Annotated in this window: 16 protein-coding genes; 5 read left to right on the forward strand and 11 right to left on the reverse strand. The window is 70.6% G+C overall.

Annotated features, from left to right (window positions below; all coding sequences use genetic code 11):
• Positions 1–264: 264 nt before the first annotated feature.
• The 6 genes from ACWCV9_RS09695 to ACWCV9_RS09720 form a co-directional block, all read right to left on the reverse strand.
• A complete protein-coding gene (locus ACWCV9_RS09695; RefSeq protein ID WP_450785248.1) occupies positions 265–1,095 on the reverse strand; it encodes an ECF transporter S component in 831 nt (276 codons plus the stop codon).
• Positions 1,092–2,771, reverse strand: a complete 1,680-nt coding sequence (locus ACWCV9_RS09700) for an ABC transporter ATP-binding protein (RefSeq protein ID WP_450785250.1) — start codon at positions 2,769–2,771, stop codon at positions 1,092–1,094. The genes ACWCV9_RS09695 and ACWCV9_RS09700 overlap by 4 nt, the downstream gene beginning before the upstream one ends.
• Positions 2,768–3,877, reverse strand: a complete 1,110-nt coding sequence (locus ACWCV9_RS09705; RefSeq protein ID WP_450785251.1) for an energy-coupling factor transporter transmembrane component T — start codon at positions 3,875–3,877, stop codon at positions 2,768–2,770. Before ACWCV9_RS09705 ends, ACWCV9_RS09700 begins: the two co-directional genes overlap by 4 nt.
• A gap of 844 nt (positions 3,878–4,721) precedes the next feature.
• Positions 4,722–5,369: an SCO2322 family protein gene (locus ACWCV9_RS09710; protein WP_450785252.1), complete on the reverse strand. Its 648-nt coding sequence runs from the start codon at positions 5,367–5,369 to the stop codon at positions 4,722–4,724.
• Positions 5,366–6,586 (reverse strand): prenyltransferase/squalene oxidase repeat-containing protein, encoded by a 1,221-nt coding sequence (locus tag ACWCV9_RS09715; protein WP_450785254.1) that lies wholly within the window; start codon positions 6,584–6,586, stop codon positions 5,366–5,368. The genes ACWCV9_RS09710 and ACWCV9_RS09715 overlap by 4 nt, the downstream gene beginning before the upstream one ends.
• 289 nt (positions 6,587–6,875) lie before the next feature.
• On the reverse strand, positions 6,876–7,826 hold the full coding sequence (locus tag ACWCV9_RS09720) for a hypothetical protein (protein WP_450785256.1): 951 nt from the start codon (positions 7,824–7,826) through the stop codon (positions 6,876–6,878).
• Positions 7,827–8,166: 340 nt separating this feature from the next.
• On the opposite strand from ACWCV9_RS09720, the gene ACWCV9_RS09725 reads away from it, so the two are divergent.
• The 3 genes from ACWCV9_RS09725 to ACWCV9_RS09735 are packed head-to-tail and all read left to right on the forward strand — an operon-like array spanning position 8,167 to position 10,728.
• On the forward strand, positions 8,167–8,886 hold the full coding sequence (locus ACWCV9_RS09725) for an XRE family transcriptional regulator (RefSeq protein WP_450785257.1): 720 nt from the start codon (positions 8,167–8,169) through the stop codon (positions 8,884–8,886).
• A 22-nt stretch (positions 8,887–8,908) separates the two neighbouring features.
• Positions 8,909–9,505, forward strand: coding sequence for a hypothetical protein (locus ACWCV9_RS09730; protein WP_450785259.1), 597 nt, complete (start codon positions 8,909–8,911; stop codon positions 9,503–9,505).
• Positions 9,505–10,728 (forward strand): MAB_1171c family putative transporter, encoded by a 1,224-nt coding sequence (locus ACWCV9_RS09735; protein ID WP_450785774.1) that lies wholly within the window; start codon positions 9,505–9,507, stop codon positions 10,726–10,728. Before ACWCV9_RS09730 ends, ACWCV9_RS09735 begins: the two co-directional genes overlap by 1 nt.
• A gap of 13 nt (positions 10,729–10,741) precedes the next feature.
• Here the strand turns inward: ACWCV9_RS09735 and ACWCV9_RS09740 are convergent, their stop codons facing one another.
• The 5 genes from ACWCV9_RS09740 to ACWCV9_RS09760 all read right to left on the reverse strand — a co-directional run bounded on the left by ACWCV9_RS09740 (position 10,742) and on the right by ACWCV9_RS09760 (position 16,130).
• A complete protein-coding gene (locus ACWCV9_RS09740) occupies positions 10,742–11,191 on the reverse strand; it encodes a nuclear transport factor 2 family protein (RefSeq protein ID WP_450785260.1) in 450 nt (149 codons plus the stop codon).
• A 64-nt stretch (positions 11,192–11,255) separates the two neighbouring features.
• Complete coding sequence (locus ACWCV9_RS09745; RefSeq protein WP_450785261.1) at positions 11,256–12,281, reverse strand: MBL fold metallo-hydrolase; 1,026 nt, start codon at positions 12,279–12,281, stop codon at positions 11,256–11,258.
• Between the two features lie 586 nt (positions 12,282–12,867).
• The gene (locus ACWCV9_RS09750; RefSeq protein WP_450785776.1) at positions 12,868–13,782 is read right to left on the reverse strand and encodes a transposase family protein; all 915 of its coding nucleotides are present in this window, start codon (positions 13,780–13,782) and stop codon (positions 12,868–12,870) included.
• Between the two features lie 126 nt (positions 13,783–13,908).
• Positions 13,909–15,513, reverse strand: a complete 1,605-nt coding sequence (locus ACWCV9_RS09755) for an ORC-CDC6 family AAA ATPase (protein ID WP_450785263.1) — start codon at positions 15,511–15,513, stop codon at positions 13,909–13,911.
• Positions 15,514–15,515: 2 nt separating this feature from the next.
• Positions 15,516–16,130 carry a hypothetical protein gene (locus ACWCV9_RS09760; RefSeq protein WP_450785264.1) on the reverse strand — a complete coding sequence of 205 codons (615 nt, stop codon included), beginning with the start codon at positions 16,128–16,130 and terminating at the stop codon, positions 15,516–15,518.
• Positions 16,131–16,532: 402 nt separating this feature from the next.
• On the opposite strand from ACWCV9_RS09760, the gene ACWCV9_RS09765 reads away from it, so the two are divergent.
• A complete protein-coding gene (locus tag ACWCV9_RS09765; RefSeq protein ID WP_450785265.1) occupies positions 16,533–16,748 on the forward strand; it encodes a hypothetical protein in 216 nt (71 codons plus the stop codon).
• Between the two features lie 118 nt (positions 16,749–16,866).
• The gene (locus ACWCV9_RS09770; RefSeq protein ID WP_450785266.1) at positions 16,867–18,318 is read left to right on the forward strand and encodes an aldehyde dehydrogenase; all 1,452 of its coding nucleotides are present in this window, start codon (positions 16,867–16,869) and stop codon (positions 18,316–18,318) included.
• The last annotated feature ends 1 nt before the right edge of the window (position 18,319 follow it).

The following is an 18,319-nucleotide window of genomic DNA, read 5'->3' on the forward strand; positions in this document are numbered from 1 at the left end:
GCCCGTTCGGGCTCGTGGCGCCTGGCGACGTCCTCAAGACAAGCAGCCCGCACAGCCGTCCGCAATGACCCCTTTTACTAGTTGTGGCCGGATCGAGCGGAAATATCGGCTCTGTGGCGTGGGTCTCAAAGTGCAGGTCAGAAGGGGTGCCCGAAAGGATGTATCGGACATTTAGGGCTACGGCCCCGGGTCGTAGGTGACCTGCGTCATGTGGGGTGCTTCACCGTCTCGCTCACGGCCCGCACGGAACCCGTCACCCACAGGTCACCGCCCGGGACCCTCGAATGTGACTGCGGTCTCGAACGCGGCCCGCCGTGTGGCCCGGCGCAGCGCCCGCAGCACCGCCGGACCCAGAGTGAGGGTGAGCAGCACCGTGCACAGCGCCCGGCCCAGGTCCCAGCCGAGGGAGGTGGCCGTGCAGTAGGCGACGAAACGGGCCAGGTTCGCCGGGACGGAGGCGTGCGGGTCGAAGGAGATGCCCGAGGCGGCCGCACCGAGGAAGGGCCAGCCGGCCAGGTTCATCACCGTGCCGTAGGCGAAGGCGGCGAGAAAGCCATAACAGGCGAGCAGTACCGCTTCCGCCCGGCCGCGCAGCGCCACCGGGCCCGGCAGCAGACCCGCCCCCATCGTGAACCAGCCCATCGCCAGCATCTGGAACGGCAGCCACGGCCCCACCCCGCCGGTCAGCAGCGCGGACGCGAACATCGTCACCGAGCCCAGGGTGAAGCCGAACCCGGGACCGAGCACCCGGCCGCTCAGCACCATCAGGAAGAACATCGGCTCGATCCCCGCCGTACCCGCGCCGATCGGCCGCAGCGCCGCCCCCGTCGCCGCCAGCACACCCAGCATGGCCACCGCCTTCGGCCCGAGGTCCGACTCGGCGATCGTCGCCGCCACCACCGCGACCAGCAGCACCAGCAGGCCCGCGAAGAGCCAGGGCGCGTCCTGGGCGTGGGCGCTCAGCCGGGAGCCGGGCGGGGCCAGGAAGGGCCAGCCGAAGGCGACCACACCGACCGCGCTGACCAGCACCAGCGCGGCCAGGGAGCGGGGGCCGAGACGGACGGCGTGCAGCCGGGAGGCCCGGGCGGCGGTCATGACAGCGCCTGCCGGACCTCGGACACCGTCAGCCACCGCTGCGGGGCCAGGATCTTGGTCACCTGCGGGGCGAAGGAGGGGGAGGAGACGACGATCTCCGCGGTCGGACCGTCGGCGATCACCTCGCCCTCCGCCAGCAGCACCACCCGGTCGGCGATCTCCGCCGCCAGCTCCACGTCGTGCGTGGCCAGCACGATCGCATGCCCCTCGGTCGCCAGCCCGCGCAGTACGGTCACCAGCCGGGCCTTGGCCGCGTAGTCCAGGCCGCGCGTCGGCTCGTCGAGGAGCAGCAGCGGCGGGCGGGCGGCCAGGACGACGGCCAGGGCGAGCGCCAGCCGCTGGCCCTCGGAGAGGTCGCGGGGGTGGATGTCGTCCGTGATGCCCGGCAGCAGCTCGGAGACCAGGGCGCGGCAGGTGCCGGGCGGGGCACCCGCGTCCAGGTCCGCCGCCGCGCACTCGTCGGCGACCGTGTCGGCGTAGAGGAGGTCGCGGGGGTCCTGCGGGACGAGACCGACGCGGCGGACGAGGTCACGGGGCGAGGTGCGGTGGGGGGTGACTCCGCCGACCTGCACGGTCCCGGAGGTCGGTGCGAGCAGGCCGACCAGGGTGTTCAGGAGGGTGGACTTTCCGGCGCCGTTGCGGCCCATGAGGGCGAGGGTTTCGCCGGGGGTGAGGGTGAGGTTGATCTTGTTGAGGGTGAGGAGGTTGTTGTCGCGGCGGAGGGAGAGGTTGTGGATCTCGGCGAGGCTGGTGGACGGGGTTGGGCGTGGGGAGCGGCGGCGGAAGATTGCGGGGCGCGCGGTGTTTGTGCTGGCCGGGAGGGGTTTCGCCTGCGCGGCGGCACGACTGCCCGGAGCTGACGCCGACAGGCGTTCTCGCAGGTCGTCGGCTTGGCGGCGGGCGTCTCTCACGGTGAGGGGGAGGGGGGACCAGCCGGCGAGGCGGCCCAGGGCCACCACGGGTGGGAAGACGGGGGAGACGGCCATCGCCTCGGCCGGGGTGCCGATGAAGGGCGCTTCGCCGGGGCCGGGGAGCAGGACGACGCGGTCGGCGTACTGGATGACGCGTTCCAGGCGGTGTTCGGCCATCAGGACCGTCGTACCCAGGTCGTGCACCAGGCGCTGGAGCACGGCCAGCACCTCCTCCGCCGCGGCCGGATCCAGCGCCGAGGTCGGCTCGTCCAGGACCAGCACCCGGGGGTGCGGGGTGAGGACCGAGCCGATCGCGACCCGCTGCCGCTGACCGCCCGAGAGGCTTGCGAGGGGGCGGTCGCGCAGGGCGGCGAGGCCGAGCAGGTCGAGGGTCTCCTCGACGCGGCGCCGCATGACGGCCGGGGAGAGGCCCAACGACTCCATGCCGTAGGCGAGTTCGTCCTCCACGACGTCCGTCACGAAGTGCGCCGACGGGTCCTGTCCGACCGTACCGACGACATCGGCGAGTTCCCGCGGCTTGTGGGTACGGGTGTCCCGGCCGGCCACCGTGACCCGGCCGCGCAGAGTGCCGCCGGTGAAGTGCGGGACCAGCCCGCTGACCGCGCCCAGCACGGTCGACTTGCCGACCCCGGACGGCCCGACGAGCAGAACCAGTTCACCCTCCGGCACCTCGAAGTCGACGCCGTGGAGGGCGGGTTCGGTCGCGCCGTCGTAGGTCACGCCGACGTCCTCGAAGCGGATCAAGACGGCTCCTCGGGGGCCTGGGGGACGATGAAGGCGGGAAGCAGGGCGAGCAGCACGGCCGCGGCCGGCCAGAGGGGGAGGGCGGGGGCGACGAGGGGGACGACACCGGGGTGCAGGTCCTCCGGGTCGCGGGCGGCGGCGAGCGTGAGCAGCGCGGCGACGGCGGCACCCGAGCCGGAGACCAGCCAGGCGCGCAGGTCCCAGGGGTCCGGCCGGTACCGGGTGCGCAGCGAGCGGCGGCCGCCGAGCCGCAGCCCGGCGAGCGCGGCGGCGACCCCGGCCAGCAGGACCGGCAGCCCGTAGCTGCCGCCCTCCGCGGTGAGCAAGCCGTACGTCCCCGCGCAGACGCCGAGCAGGCCGCCGAGGGTGAGCGCGGTCGTCGTACGGCGGACCCGGGCCGGGACCTCGGCGGTACGGCCGTAACCGCGCGCCTCCATCGCGGCGGCCAGCGCGACGGAACGCTCCAATGCGCCCTCCAGGACCGGCAGTCCGACCTGGAGCAGTCCGCGGACGCCCCGGTCCGGGCGGCCGCGCAGCCGGCGGGCCGCGCGCAGGCGCTGTACGTCCGCGACCAGGTGCGGGGCGAAGGTGAGGGCCACGACGACGGCGACGCCGGTCTCGTACAGCGCGCCCGGCAGGGACTTGAGCAGACGGCCCGGGCTGGCGAGGGCGTTCGCGGCGCCGACGCAGATGAGGAGGGTGGCCAGTTTCAGACCGTCGTAGGCGGCGAAGAGGAGCGCTTCGGCGGTGACCTCGCCGCCCAGGCGGATGCCCTGGGCCCAGTGGGGGAGCGGCACCTCGGGGAGGGTGAGGAGGGTGTGGGTGCCAGGGATGGGCGAGCCGAGCACGGTGGCGAAGAAGAGGCGGACGAGGAGCACGGCGAGGGCGAGTTTGGCGAAGGCGGTGTAGGAGCGGGCTGTCGGGGCGGCGGTGCGGTGGGTCGCCACCACATAGGCGGAGACGGTGATGAGAAGGGCGAGGAGGAGGGGATTGGTGGTGCGGGTGGCGGCGGTCCCGAGCGATATCGCCCAGAGCCACCAGGCACCGGGATGGACGCCGGCCCCGCCCCGGCGCCGAGGGCGTGGGGCGGCGGCGTGGGGCGACACCGGGCGTGCGACGGCCGTGGCGCGGCGCGCCGACCGGTACGCGGCTGGTGTTGTGCGGCGCGGCGACTGGTGCGGGGCTGGTGTTGTGGGGCGCGGTGCCCGGGGTGCGGGCGCCGTCGCGTGGATCCGGGTCTGACGCGCCGCCGGTGCGGCGGCCTGCGGCGCCTGATCCGGGGCTGCCGTGGCGTGGCGCGGTGCCTCATGGAGCGCGGAGGTCGCCGAGGTCCCCGGGGCATGAGGCGGCGTCTCGTGCGTCACCGATGCCGCCGGGACGATGACGGCCGACGACGGCTCCTGCTCGGCCGACCCTGGTGCACGGTCAGCAGGCGACGTCCCACACCCGGTTGGCGACGGCTCCTGCTCGGCCACCCACGGTGCACGGTCGGCCGGTGACGGTTCCCGGTCAGCCGACCCCGATCCCCCGTCAGCCGGCGACAGCCCACGCCCGGCCGGCGACGGCTCCTGCTCGGCCGACCACCAGCCCCGGTCAGCCGACCCCGATCCCCCGTCAGCCGGCGACAGCCCACGCCCGGCCGGCGACGGCTCCTGCTCGGCCACCCACGGTGCACGGTTGGCCGGTGACGGTTCCCGGTCAGCCGCCTCCGATCCACCGTCAGCCGGCGACAGCCCACGCCCGGCCGGCGACGGCTCCTGCTCGGCCACCCACGGTGCACGGTCGGCCGGTGACGGTTCCCGGTCAGCCGACTCCGCCCCACTGTCGGCCGGCGACGGCTGCTGCTCGGCCGACCACCAGCCCCGGTCAGCCGACCCCGATCCCCGGCCCGCTGGCGACGATCCCTGGTCAGCCGACCCCGATCCCCGCTCGGCCGGTGACGGCTCCCGCTCAGCCGGAGGCATTTCGCCGCCGCCTCGTCTGCCAGGCCGCCGCGGCCGCCAGCAGGGCCACGGCGCCCGCGCCGATCGGCAGTCCCAGCGAAGGGCCGCCGCCCGCGGGGCTGCTCTTCGCGCCGCCGCTGCTGCGGTCCGCGGACACCGCCTCCCCGCAGCCCTTGCGCGGATACCCGTCGATCGCGCACAACAGGGCGTTGGTGTCGTACCGCAGCGGCTTGGCCACGCTCGCCAGCGCCTCCGCGGCCGAGGCGTCGCCGGACACCCGCGCGCAGGCCGTGCGGCGGGCCGGCGGCGTCTCGCCGGAGGGCGCGTCCGCCGGGGTGCCGAAGTCGAGGACCAGGGCCACCCGCTTGGTGCCCGGGCGCGCCGGTACGGCGGCGCAGACGGTGGGGAAGTCCGCCGTACCGCGTGGCCTGCTCGCGTCCGCGGAGTCCGCGCTCACCGCGAAACGGAAGCCCAGGACGGCGCCGTCGTCGGGGCGGGCGGTCGACGGGCCCTGGGTGGCGTAGGTCCAGGTGCCGCCGGTGCGTTCCCAGAAGGACCAGTAGCGGTAGCCGGTGGCCCGCGCCTCGCCCGTCGCCCCGAGCAGCAGGGCGAGCGCGGCGAGCAGCGCGGGCGCGGTACGGCGGACGACGCTCACGGCTGCCGCTTCTTCCGGCCGCTGAGCAGGAAGCCGACCCCGATGCCCGCGACGAGGCAGACGCCGACGAACCACCAGACGCCGAACGCCGAGTTGTCGTCGGACTTCTTCTTCTCCTGCTGCTCGGCGGACATGTGGGGGGCCGGGCCGAGGGTGTTGAGGGAGTGCACCAGGCTGGTGCCGCCGAAGTCGCCCGGCTGTGCGCCGACCGCGTGCGCGGCGAGGATCAGCTCGGCGTACGCGGCCGGGCCGCTCTGCGCCGCCCAGGGGGAGGCGTGCTTCTCCAGCCAGCCGTACGCCTTCTTCGCCTGCTCGACCCGGCCGTCCGCGGCGAGCGCGACGACCGCGTCCGCCGTGTTGCCGAAGTCCGGCTGGTCCGTGGCGCCGGGCAGCGTGGACATGAGGTGGCCGGTCTTGGCGAGGGCCGAGGCCAGATAGGCGCCGCCGTTGTCCGCGACCTGGGCGGGCGTGGGGTGGCCGGCCTTGGTGCAGGTGTCGTGCGCCGGGGCCTTGCCGGCCTGGGCGACGAAGCCCTTGCCGAGCGCGCCCAGCACGCCGGCCGCCGTCGCGTCGGCGTTGGCGACCAGCTTGCCCTTCTTGTCCGGCTGGAAAGCGAGGGCGCCGCCGCCGTCCTTATCGCACGGGACGGCCCAGGTGGCCAGGGCGTCGTAGGGGGACTTGCCCGAGGTGCGGACGTCCGCGGGGTCGCTGCCGCTCGCGGCCAGCGCGCCGATGACGACGGAGGTGGAGTTGGCGTCGCCGGTACCGCCCGGGTAGAGACCCCAGCTTCCGTCCTTGTTCTGCACGGACTTCAGCCAGTGCACCGCCTTCTCGACCGCGCCGCCGTGCCCGCCGACCGCCCGGAGCGCCTGTACGGCGGCGGCCGTGCTGTTGGTGTCGACGGTGACCTTGCTGTCGCAGGCCCGCGCCGGGTCGGCGCGGAAGGCGGCGAACGCACCGCTGGCGCACTGCTGTCCGGCGAGCCAGTCCACGGCCGCGGGGGCGGGCCGGTAGCCGAGGGTGCGCTGGGCGATCAGGGTGAGCGACTGGCGCCACACCCCGTCGTAGGTCGGGTCGGTGGTGCCGTACAGGCCCGAGGGGATCGCGGCTTTGGGGGAGGGAGAAGAGGCCGGGGGCCGGCCGGCTGCCGTGGCGGGTGCGGCGGCGGCCAGCACGCCTATGGCGGCCAGGGCCGCTGCGCTGCGGCGGACGTTCATGATCGGCGACTGCCTCTCCTGCGGGGAGCCGGGCAGCGCGCGGGAAGGCCCCGGGCGGCTCGGCTCCGTAGACCTCGACGGTGCCGTGCGCGGCGGGCCGCCGCGCACGTGAGCCGGTCAACGTCCCGCACGGGTGCTCCGGCTCACCACCCGGAAGAACAAGGGTGGCTGACGGTTGCGGGTCAGCGCCGGAATTGCACCGGCTTCCTCCCGTACGGGCGTGATGACGACCCAGCCACTGTACCGGCAGCTCTCCGCGCGCCGAGGGGCGGCCGTGCCCCGGACCGGGTCAGGCCGCGCGCGGCTCCCACGGTGCGCCGGACAGGGCCGGTCGCGGGTGGGAGCGGGTCAGCCGGTCGAGGGCGCGCTCGCACTCCGTGGTGTCCTCGCCCGTGACCACCCAGTGCGCGGGCCGGCCGGCGGCCTCGGCGGGCGGGGCGGGGCGGGCGAACTGGACGGCGGCGGCCCGCTGCCGGGTCGGCGACACGTCCGGGAGGCCGCCGGTGGCCAGCGTCGCCGCGGCGCCCGCGAGGTCGACCCCGGTGGCCTCCTCCACCAGCAGCGGCACCAGGTCCCCGGGCAGACAGGGGGTGACCCCGGTGACCCGCGGGCCGCGGGAGGTCAGCCGCAGGCCGACATGGGCGACGGTGTGGGCCAGCCGGAGGGCGCGGGCGGCGCGTTCGACGGTCTGGCGGAGGAACCGGTTGTGCAGCAGCGGGTCATGGGCGTGCACCGAGTGCCGCAGCGCACCCTCGGCGGGCGGGGGCGCCGGGGTCGTACGGACGAGTGCGGTGATGCGGACCTCGTCGTCGAGGACCACGGCCACGGCGGACACCAGCGGCCCTTCTGCGTCCTCCGCTTGCTCCCCGGCTGCCGGTACCACCCGGTGCCGGGCGAGCAGGGTCCGTACCGCCGAGGGATCGGCGCAGGTCGCGGCCGTCGTGTACGGCAGGCCCGGCAGCCCGAGCCAGGCGGCGATCCGCGCGGTGCTGCGGACGTACCGCCCGGACCAGGTCAGGACGCCGCCGACCCGGTGCCGGGCCGTGTACCGCAGGACCGCCTCGGCCGTCTCCGCCTCCCGGCCCGGGTCGGCGGCGACATGGCCGGCCAGGTACGGCCGCGCCCAGGCGGGCGGCGCGGGCGCGACCAGCACCACCGGGCGGCCGGCGGCGATCCGGGCCAGCGGGAACTCGCCGTACGCGGCCCGGCCGGCCCCGAGCAGAAGGACGGGCTGCGTCATCGACGCCTCACCTTCATGCAGAGAGAGGTTCACCAAACGTGTGCACGACGGCCAGGGGTAAGGCAGTCCATGGCAGTCGCGTGGAGAAGGGGGTCAGGCTTCTCGTGCGAGGCGAACAGGGCGCCCCGGATGCCGCTCCCCCATAGGCGGCACCCGGGACGGGTCTGTCGGATCTTGCTCTCTGTGCCGTGATCCTCACCCACCGCACCCCGAACTGTCAACGATTACTGCCTAATTCCGCAGGGGCTCTTGTCACATCTGGCCGGGGAACCGACGACCCGGTAACCTCGTCGGGCCAGTCACCGAGCACGACACCACGACAGGCCCAGGGGGGATTCCGGTGAGTGACGCCTATGCCGAGCTGGCCGAAGCCCTGCACCGGCTCGGCGAGTTGACCGGACGGCCGCCGGGGCGGCTGCCGGAGGTCCTCGACGTGGCCGACCTGTCCCATCGCACCGGCATTCCCGTCGCCACCGTCGTGGAACTCCTCTCCGGCGGCCGGGCACCTGAGGCGGGGCTGGCCGAGCGGGTGCGCCAGCGGCTCGACTTCATACGCGAGACCCGGCGCCGGCCGGACGGCAAGCGGTACTCACTGGACGAGCTGGCCCGGATCGCCGGGACCAGCCGGCAGTGGCTGAGCGAGTGGCGCAAGAGCGGCATGCCGAGCCTGGAGCACACCGACCGGCTGCGCCGCTTCTTCGGCCTGCCCGCCGGCTACTTCACCGCCGACGAACCCGAGGCGCTGCACGAAGCGTTGCAGCCGGTGGTGCAGAGCCTGGAGGCCGAGGCGGACCCGCTGCTGCGGCTGCGCGAGAGCGGACTGGTCCGGCTCGCCGCGCGGGCCCCGCAGATGAACGCCCGCCAGCTGGCCACCCTCGCCGACCTGGCCGAGATGATCATCTCCTCCGAGCGAGCCTCCGAACGCGCTGCCACGGGAGCGACGGCGGGAGCGGCCGCGGGAGTGACCACCGCGGGCGCGACAGTCGCGCGCGCGACCGCCCCGCGGGCGACCGCCGCGGGGGCGTCGGCCGGGCGGGCGGGGGACGCCGGGAGTGCCTGAACCGACGTTGTGGAGAACCTCTTTGGCCCGACACCTCGGCAAGCCGCCCAAGCCCGACAGGTCCCCCAAGCGTTTCCTCGACCGGCTGGTGCGCGACACCGCCCGCACCCTCACCCCGCCCACCACCGCCAAGGCGTTCCTGCACGCGCTGTGCGCCACGCTCAGCCCGCAGCTGGACCGCCCGGTCGGGCTGAAGTTCGTCTCCTTCCCGTCCGGCCTGGACGTGTCCGGGGTCACCCTCGCCACCGAGGAGCAGTACATCGTGGTGGTCGAGGACCGCGCCCCGGACCCGCACAAGTTCGTCATCGCCGGGCACGAGATCGGCCACATCCACTACGGCACCCTCGACGTCCACTACCCGGACGGGCTGCCCGCCGCCGCGCGCCGGCTGCTGTCCCGGGCCGAGGAGGACATCCCCTGGGACGAGGTCGTCGCCATGGCCACCCGGGCACCCGCGGGCCGGTCCGCCGCGGCCGAGTGGGAGGCCGAGGAGTGCGGGCTGCGGCTCGCGGCGAAGTTCTCCAAGGTCGTCGGGCCGGGCGCGGCGGCCGGCCGGCTGACCCAGGACACCCTCACCGACCGGCTGTCCTCCTCGCTCGGCAACATCGGCGGGCCGTGATGGACTGGGACATCGCCGGCACCTTCGCGGCGTACGCCGTGCCGGCCGCGCTGTTCGTCGTGGCCTTCGTGATCAAGCTGCCGCTGCTGCGCCGGGCCTGGCAGGACCCGATCCTGCGGGCCACCGCGGTGCTGCTCGGCATCGGCGCGATCGTCTTCGCCTCGCTGCCGCCCGCCAATCTGCACCGCATCAACCGGATCAGCGGCGTCCCCAACTTCGCCGGGCTGTGGGTGTACTCGCTGCTGACCGCCTACTGCGGCGCCTGCCTGTGGCTCATCATCACCTGGCGCGAACCGCCGTCCGCCGTACGGCGCCGGCGCACCCGCCTGGTCTGGATCGCGTACGGCGCCATCGTCGCCGGACTGTGGACGACGTTCCTGCTCGGCGACCACCATGTGGAGCGGCTCCGCGACCTCGACACCTACTACGCCAACACCCCGTGGATGCGCGAGTTCGGGCTGCTGTACCTCGTGGCGCACCTGGTGTCCGCGCTGGTCGCCGCGGGGATGCTGTGGGCCTGGTTCCAGGAGGTCGAGGACACCTGGCTGCGCCGGGGCGTGATATTCCTCCAGACCGCCTACGCCCTCGGGCTCATCTTCGACGCCGCCAAGCTCGCCGCGATCGGGGCCCGCTGGAGCGGCCGGGACTGGGACTGGCTGTCCACGTATGTCGCCCCGCCGTTCGCCATCGTCGAGGCGGGCCTGGTCGCGGTGGGCTTCATCGCGGGCCAGGCGGGTCCGCTGGTCGAGGAGCGACGGCGGCTGGTGTGCACGCACCGGCGCCTGAAACCGCTCTGGCAGACCATGCTGACCGTCGCGGCCCCGGCCGCCCCCGCCACCGGCCGGGTCAGCGGCGCCGCCCTCCGCCTGGAACTGCGCCGGGCCACCATCAACGACGGCCTGCTCAAGCTCGCCCCGTACCTCAGCTGCGCCCGCCGCGAGCGGGTGCGCCGGGCGGCGACGGAGGTGGGCTATCCGGTCCGCACCGCGCGGGGCATCGCCGGCGCGGTGGACGTCCTGACCGCGGTGGAGATCCTGGCCGCGCCGCACGACCTGGCCCCCGCACCGGCGCCCGACAGCCTTGCCGAAGCATCCACGGATGCCGCCGACATCCCGGACAGCGAACTGGAGTGCATCGCCCAGGCGCTGCGGCTGCACGGCCCGGCGATCGACAGGTTCCGCCGCCAGGCGGCAGCCGCCGAAGGCCTCCCCTCACCCGCGTGACCCGGCTGTCTGCTCAGCCGGCCTTCGGCGTGGGGCCGCCGAACGGGAGGTGGAGCACCCGGTGTGCCAGCAGCCACTCTCCGTCGACGCGGCGGAAGGTGTCCTCGTAGTGGCCGATCTGCACGGGCGGCCCCGCGGGGATCATCCCGCCGTGGTAGCCGTCGACGCGGTAGGTGGCGAAGTACGAGACCGCGGTGGCGGTGTCCGGGCCGGTCAGGGTGACGAGGACATTGGACATGAAACGGCGCGAGAGCCGGTCGGCGGGCCGGGAGCCGAAGTAGGCACGCAGCGCCGCCCGGCCCTCGCTGCGCCGGCCGTCCCCCGGCGCGGGCCACTCCCACACACCGTCCTCGGTGAACAGCTCGGCCACGGTGGCCGGTTCGCCGAGGTCGAGGCGGTGGACGAAGTCCAGGATGACGCGCTCGCAGGCGTGCCGGGCGAGGAGCTGCTCGATCGTGTCCATGACGGCTGTCTAGCAGCGCCGGCCCCGCGCAGGCGACCGGATTACACGGCCACGTACGACCGCGTTACACGGCCACGTACGCCACCGGCCCGCTCCCCGCGACGGGCTCCGCCCGCCCCTGCTTCACCAGCCGCCGCACATGGGCCTCGGCCTCCGACACCGCGATGTTCCGGGAGGAGTACGGGATCTCGGCCCAGGGCCGGTTCCATTCCATGCGCTCGGCCAGCTGCCAGGGCGTGAGCGGCTCGGCGAGCAGGGCGAGCAGACCGGCCAGCCGCTCCTCGTGGTGGCGCAGCAGCTCCCGTACCCGCCCGGCCGCGTCGGTGAAGGCGTGCTGGTGGGCGGGGAGCACCTCGGCGGGGGCGAGGCGGCCGACGCGCTCCAGCGAGTCGAGGTAGTCGCCGAGGGGATCGGTCACGGTCGCGTCGTCGGGATCCTCGTACAGGCCGATGTGCGGGCTGATCCCCGGAAGCACATGGTCACCGCTGAACAGCCGCCCGGACCCGGCCAGTCCTGCCGGGTGCTCCTCCTCCAGGTGCAGACACACATGGCCGGGGGTGTGCCCCGGGGTCCAGATCGCGCGCAGCCGACGGCCGGGCAGATCGAGCAGCTCGCCGGGGACGATCTCCCGGTCCGGCAGGGCGGGGGCGAGACCGGGCAGCGCGCCCCGACGCGGCCTGCGCAGCGGAGCCACATGCTCCGCGGGCGCCCCGGCGGCGGTCAGCTTGGCGGCCATGTACGCGAACCAGCGCTCGGGCCGGGTCTCCCGCGTCCGCCGCACGATCGCCGCGTCCGCCGCGTGCAGCGCCAGCCACGCACCGGAGACCTCGCGCACCCGCGCCGACAGCCCGTGGTGGTCCGGGTGATGATGCGTGATGACGACCCCGTACACCTCCCGCACCGACGTACCACAGCCCTCCAGCCCCGCCGTAAGCGCGTCCCAGGACCCGGGATCGTCCCACCCGGTGTCGACCAGCACCGGCCCCCGGTCGGTGTCCACCACATACACCAGCGTGTACCCAAGCGGATTGTCCGGAATAGGCACCCGAACCGACCACACACCCCCGCCGTGCCCGAACACCTTCCCCATCAGGGTCCCTCCGCCCGCCCACCCCACGGCCATTCCCCACTATAACTAGAACGGGTTTCAGTGGATGCTCAACTCGACTGATCCGATGCGGCGTTGAGCTGACCTGTGCTGACATCTCCACTGTCCGCCGCCGCTTGCCGACGTCGGCCACCGCCGGACGGCCCAGAAACGGCCCAGCCCTCAGGGCGGAGCCCTTGGCGCCGTGACTGCCAGACGACACCTGCGCCGGCGCTTGGAAGATGCGGGCACATGGTGGCATGGCGGTCAGCTAATACGCCGCTGGCACCGTGCCGGGCTGCTCGGTGCCGAACCTCACAGCTCCTGAAGGGGGCTGCGGGTTTGGCGGCTACATCCTGGGTCCGGGCGACTTGCTGGTCTACTGATCACTGGTCCCGTTGCCGAGCCGGCAGGGAATAGCCCACGGAACTGACCAGTGCGAGTGTCGTGGGCTACTGTCGTCATCGGCCAGCGCCGGCTGGTCCCCACGGATCAGTTTTGGTTGGCAGAGGATGCCCTTGCTGCAGTCGGCTAACGAGTTGGTGCGTGATAGCGGGTGAAGCGTGTTCGCCCTACTCACGGCCGTTTTTCAGGTCATGACTGTGCGGTCGGAGACGAGGCCGGCGATGGCTCGGTAGGTTTCGGGCAGGCGATCGCGGCGATGGGTCCAACGCATGAGTTGTTTCCAGCGTTTGTGGTCGGCGAGGGCGTGCTCGACGGTGATTCGGTCGGATGAGTGCCCGTGACGGTCACGTTCCCACTGCTCGACTCTCCCGGGCAGTGCTCCGGGTCGTGGCTTCCTGGGTGGTGTGATGGCCTGGTCGGGATGATCACGTCTCAGGCCGAGGTAGCCGTCGTCCAGGAGCACTTCCACGTCGGGGAAGTGCTGGAAGCAGTCGGCGATGCCTTCGCTGCGGGCGGCCGTGGCGTCATGCATGCGGCCAGGTCGCAGGGTATCGGTCCATAACGTGCGGCCACGCCAGTCGGCGATGACGGTGGCTTTCATGGTGTTCTGTTTCTTCTTGCCGGAGACGAACGCGCGCCGTCCGCCGCGGCCGGCGAGGGGCCGGCGGACCTGGATCTCGGTGGCGTCGAGGCGGAGCTCGATGCCCTCGGCCTGGGCGTAGGCGAACACGTCCGCCAACGTCCGCAACCGCAGGTCAGGACGGTGAGGGACCGCGCATCCCCGCTCGGCCAGGAGCGTGCGTATTTCTTGGACTGACCTGGTGATGGTGGAGCGGTCGACGCCGAACAGCAGCCCGAGGACGGAGTGTGGGAGGTCGTGCCGCAGGTGGATGAGTGTGGCCACGAGCCGGTCGACGAAGACGAGCTGGTGGCGGGCGCCGGCACCCGCGGCCCGCTTTCTCGCCCCGCCTCGTGCTTCATGACGGCGGCCTTCGACGGCGGCCTGCCATGGATGGGCCAACTCCTGGGCCAGGCAGCTCAGATGACGCCGGGAGATCCCTGTGAACAGCTGATGCGACAGGACCGCCCGATTGACCATGATCGTCACAGACGGATCATGCCATCCACCAGCACGGACGCTTCACCCGCTATCACGCACCAACTCGTAAATCTCAGCCAACTACAGCGAGCCACCGCCGCAGGCATGTCGATAGACACAAAAATATCAGCCCGAGAGGTACTCCATTACTGCGGCAGTGGCTATGTTCATCATCCGCCGTGAACGCACCGCTCCGACATATTTCGCCTGCTGGAAATCTGTCTCGGAAGCGGCCAGGATCTTCCCTACAGTATCGAAGCCGAGCTCCTTGAGTTTCTTTCGGGCGAACGCCGTCATGTCTAGTTGATCAACGCTGCGATCAAGCTGCGACTTGATGAACTCTTGCCGGACTTCATCCATCTTCTCCACATCGAGCTTCGCAATGGACCCATAGAGCTCGTGGTTGGCGCCGAATTCGACCATGCGCTTAATTGAGATTGCGCCGCGGAGCCAATTTGTTTCCGCTACAGGATCGGAATCGGGGCCTGTCCTTGTGCCAATGTTGAGCATGTATCGGGTGCCCGTTAGGCCGCGAGTCGCAACGAGTCCGCTTCCCGCCTCGTGTAGGATTCCGCTATAGCAGAGGAGGCGTAGAGCCTCCTTCACAGCAGCCGGTGCATCTCTGTGAATCCACAAGAATACACGCTTGTCAGGTTCATCCGATCGGCGCTGATTCCTACGCAACATCGGAATCACTTCTTGTTGAAGGAAGTCGCGCCCCCAGTCGATCACCGCCCGGTGTCCGATATAACGATCTCCAAGCGCCGAATGCTCAGACCAAATCGTGTCCCGATAGTATTCCCTCATTACTCGCTGCGCATTGTTGGTGTTAAGAGGGGACGCAGCCGATACGGTCTTGAGTAGTGTTCGTGGATTACCGCTCGCGGCAAACGCAAGAGCGTCAAATACTGCACCGTTGCGGTTTACGACGACTTCCAGAGAAGGATCCTGTCGAATCACTATTTGCCTCATGGAACCCAAGTATTCGGGGTCCAAGATATTCCGGTTGACGTTGATTAGTTCAGCGTCGTGACTCATTTGGAAAGAGTCGCCGAAATAGGTAACACCAGGGTAGACTGCTGCCTTCACCGAAAGATAGGGACTCCTCAGATCCCTCATCACCGTAAAGAACTGCCGTTGCTGCTCCGGTATGAAGACGTGTGCTGCCTCGTCAACGAGCAGAACGATCCTGCGTACGCCACTCTGCTCACACAGATCTTCGGCAGCATCCTTGATGACCTCTGGGTCAATCTCAGAATCGACTCGGACTGGGTCAGACTCGTTTTTCCACGCATCTTCCAAGCTTCGCCAGAGTGTTTCTAGTCGAGAGGCAGTTACTTCGTCATCCCCGCCACTGGAGAGCGTCGCAAAGACGCTGCTGTGGTTCGGTAGTGCTCCTCTTTTTCGCGCCTCTCGGATGATTCTGTTGCAGATCTTTGCCAGCATCCAGTGCTTGAATCGGCCAGGTTCGGATGTCTGGAGTAGGCCGGCCTTGTTGAAGGTGACATATACTGCAAGAGTCTTCGAATTAGCGAAATCTTCGTCCATCTCCTTCTGAGCCACCTTCAGGAGAAATGACTTGCCAACCCCGCGGGCCCCTTGAAGGACAACTGTCTTCTTGCTTTTCAGTACGTCGATTGTCTGGCGATCGAAGTCAGTTTCAACGAAGTACTTCCCGACATCCTCCAGGGTCAGATCTTCCGTACGGAAATGCAGCTCGTTCGCGCTCACTGTTACCTAGCCTCCATTGGAAGGTCGAGTAGCGTTCTGACGGAAATCAGGTGGGAATAGTGATCTTCGAGCGACCCCTCAATTATGGTTTTTTGTTTCGGGGACATGTCCTTGTAATAGCGGACCATGAGGCAGTGCATTACCGCCAATAGGCCCGACGAGGCCACGGCTAGCCACTCTTTTACAATATCTTCTCGGTAAACAATTTCCGTAGGTAGCATACGGGATGTTGAGACGTTGCCGTGAATGTATTCGGAGCATCGCCGGTACGTCAACTTTAGGCTGTCAAGCATCTGCTCCTTGTCACCCATCGCCTCTGGGCAAAACTCCTTCAGGAATGAGGTTGAATATAGTCCATCATCAGGTGATGTGATCGACTTCCAGCTAATGTCAATTGCTCCACTAACCCATTGTCGGCGCTTAAACTCATGCGAGCTTAGAAACGTCGCTCCAGCGGTCACTTCAATGAACGACCTTAGACTCGAAAAAGCCTGTCGGTAGAGGCCGCTCAGCGCGGCGTAGAATGCCAATCCGAGGTCCCGATGTGCTGACTGGAATTGTTGGGCCTCGGGCTTATCGTTCAGGGTTTCGAGCCATATTGCGAGATCGGCTTCCAAGTGCAAAACTTGATTTATCTTAGATTGGCTCGACCTCGTCGCAAGCTCAATATGGTCCCTGCATGAGTTGTGTAGTTTGAGCATCATTTTTTCAACACTCGAAGTACTTTCGGCACCAGGCTGCGACATGCATCACAATGTAGCACTGCGGTTACTAGCTGTCCCCGGCTTTGGTTGTGCCGTCTCCCTCGGCACTCGGCGATTAAAGGCCGGCGGAGCGGCTTTGGGCTGAGCCGCTTTGCCGCGAGTGATCAGGGCCCCGTAAGCTTCCGGCGCGTCGGGCAGGTAGTGGACCCGGCCGTGAAGCACGACGCTGGGGTCATGATCATCGAGGCTCGCGCCAAAGTGGCTGTCTAAAACCGTGGAGCCGGCCACCCCGGCCGGATGGCCGGGCCGCGCACGGTGAGTGGAGCGAGTCGCCTCGACTCCGGGGAGAGCATCAAGGCCCTCAGCACCTACCTCAGCCACGCCGACGCCCGCTTCACGCTCCGCGCCTACACCCACCCCATGCCGAGCAGCGAGACGCCTACGTGGAAGGCCGTCGACGAGATGTACCGCACGGGCTCACGAGGCCCCGACGGCCCCCTGACGGCCCACGCCATCCGCACTCGCCCCTGATCTCCGGGAAACCCCTGGTCAAAGGCATTCTCGTCCTCTCCGTGGACTACTGCAACTAGAACTGATATCAGTTCTGAAACAGCGTCAGAAACCTGCGGTGCGGCGGGAGGCAGTCGGTATGGCCGAGCTCGTGGAACACGGACAGCTGTTCATCGGCGGGGAGTTGACCGATCCCCTGGGGGAGGACGTCATCGAGGTGATCTCGCCGCACACCGAGGAGGTCATCGGTCGTGTCCCGCACGCCTCCCGGGCCGATGTCGACCGGGCCGTGGCGGTCGCGCGCCGGGCCTTCGATACCGGCCCATGGCCGCGCGCCGGCCTGGAGGAGCGGATCGAGGTCGTCAGCCGTATCAAGGACGGCATCGCCGCCCGGCACGAGGAGATCGCCCGGGTGATCTCCGCCGAGAACGGCTCCCCGTACTCCTGGAGCGTCCTCGCCCAGGCGCTCGGCGCGATGATGGTGTGGGACGCGGCGATCGGGGTCGCGCGCGCGTACCCGTACGAGGAGCGGCGCGCCGGGGTCCTCGGCCCGATCCTGGTCCGGCGCGAACCGGTCGGCGTGGTCGCCGCGGTCGTCCCCTGGAACGTGCCGCAGTTCGTCGCCGCCGCCAAGCTCGCGCCCGCGCTGCTGGCCGGCTGTACGGCCGTACTGAAGCCGTCCCCGGAGTCCCCGCTGGACGCGTATCTGCTGGCGGAGATCGCCCGGGACGCCGGTCTCCCCGAAGGCGTCCTCTCCGTCCTGCCCGCCGACCGCGAGGTCAGCGAGTACCTGGTCGGTCACCCCGGCGTCGACAAGGTCTCCTTCACCGGCTCGGTCCCGGCCGGCCGGCGCGTGATGGAGGGCGCCGCCCGCAACCTCACCCGGGTCACCCTGGAGCTGGGCGGCAAGTCGGCGGCGATCGTGCTCCCGGACGCCGACCTGGAGACGGCCGTGTCCGGCATCGTCCCGGCGGCCTGGATGAACAACGGCCAGGCCTGCGTGGCGCAGACCCGGATCCTGGTCCCGCGCGCCCGCTACGCCGAGTTCGCCGACGCCTTCGCCCAGGCCGCGAGCGCGCTCCGGGTCGGCGACCCGCTCGACCCGGCCACCCAGGTCGGCCCGCTGGTCGCCCGGCGCCAGCGGCAGCGGAGCCTCGACTACATCCGCATCGGCCAGGAGGAGGGCGCCAAGATCCTCACCGGCGGTGGCCGCCCGGCGGGCCTGGAGAAGGGCTGGTACGTCGAGCCGACCCTCTTCGGCGACGTCGACAACGCCATGCGGATCGCCCGCGAGGAGATCTTCGGCCCGGTGATCTGCCTGCTGCCGTACGGCGACGAGACCGAGGCCGTACGGATCGCCAACGACTCCGAGTACGGCCTGTCCGGCAGCGTCTGGACCGCGGACGTCGAGCGTGGCATCGAGGTGGCGCGGCAGGTCCGCACCGGCACCTACTCCGTCAACACCTTCAGCCTGGACATGCTCGGCCCGTTCGGCGGCTACAAGAACTCCGGTCTCGGGCGGGAGTTCGGGCCCGAGGGCTACGGCGCCTACCTCGAGCACAAGATGATCCACCTCCCGGCGGGGGCCTGAC

This window comes from Streptomyces sp. NPDC001606 (assembly GCF_053596835.1).

Excerpts from the sequence above, each read along its gene's own strand:
- ACWCV9_RS09695 (WP_450785248.1), bottom strand. The coding sequence starts at position 1,095 with ATGACCGCCGCCCGGGCCTCCCGGCTGCACGCCGTCCGTCTCGGCCCC.
- ACWCV9_RS09715 (WP_450785254.1), bottom strand. The coding sequence starts at position 6,586 with ATGAACGTCCGCCGCAGCGCAGCGGCCCTGGCCGCCATAGGCGTGCTG.
- ACWCV9_RS09720 (WP_450785256.1), bottom strand. The coding sequence starts at position 7,826 with ATGACGCAGCCCGTCCTTCTGCTCGGGGCCGGCCGGGCCGCGTACGGC.
- ACWCV9_RS09735 (WP_450785774.1), top strand. The coding sequence starts at position 9,505 with ATGGACTGGGACATCGCCGGCACCTTCGCGGCGTACGCCGTGCCGGCC.
- ACWCV9_RS09740 (WP_450785260.1), bottom strand. The coding sequence starts at position 11,191 with ATGGACACGATCGAGCAGCTCCTCGCCCGGCACGCCTGCGAGCGCGTC.
- ACWCV9_RS09745 (WP_450785261.1), bottom strand. The coding sequence starts at position 12,281 with ATGGGGAAGGTGTTCGGGCACGGCGGGGGTGTGTGGTCGGTTCGGGTG.
- ACWCV9_RS09750 (WP_450785776.1), bottom strand. The coding sequence starts at position 13,782 with ATGGTCAATCGGGCGGTCCTGTCGCATCAGCTGTTCACAGGGATCTCC.
- ACWCV9_RS09770 (WP_450785266.1), top strand. The coding sequence starts at position 16,867 with ATGGCCGAGCTCGTGGAACACGGACAGCTGTTCATCGGCGGGGAGTTG.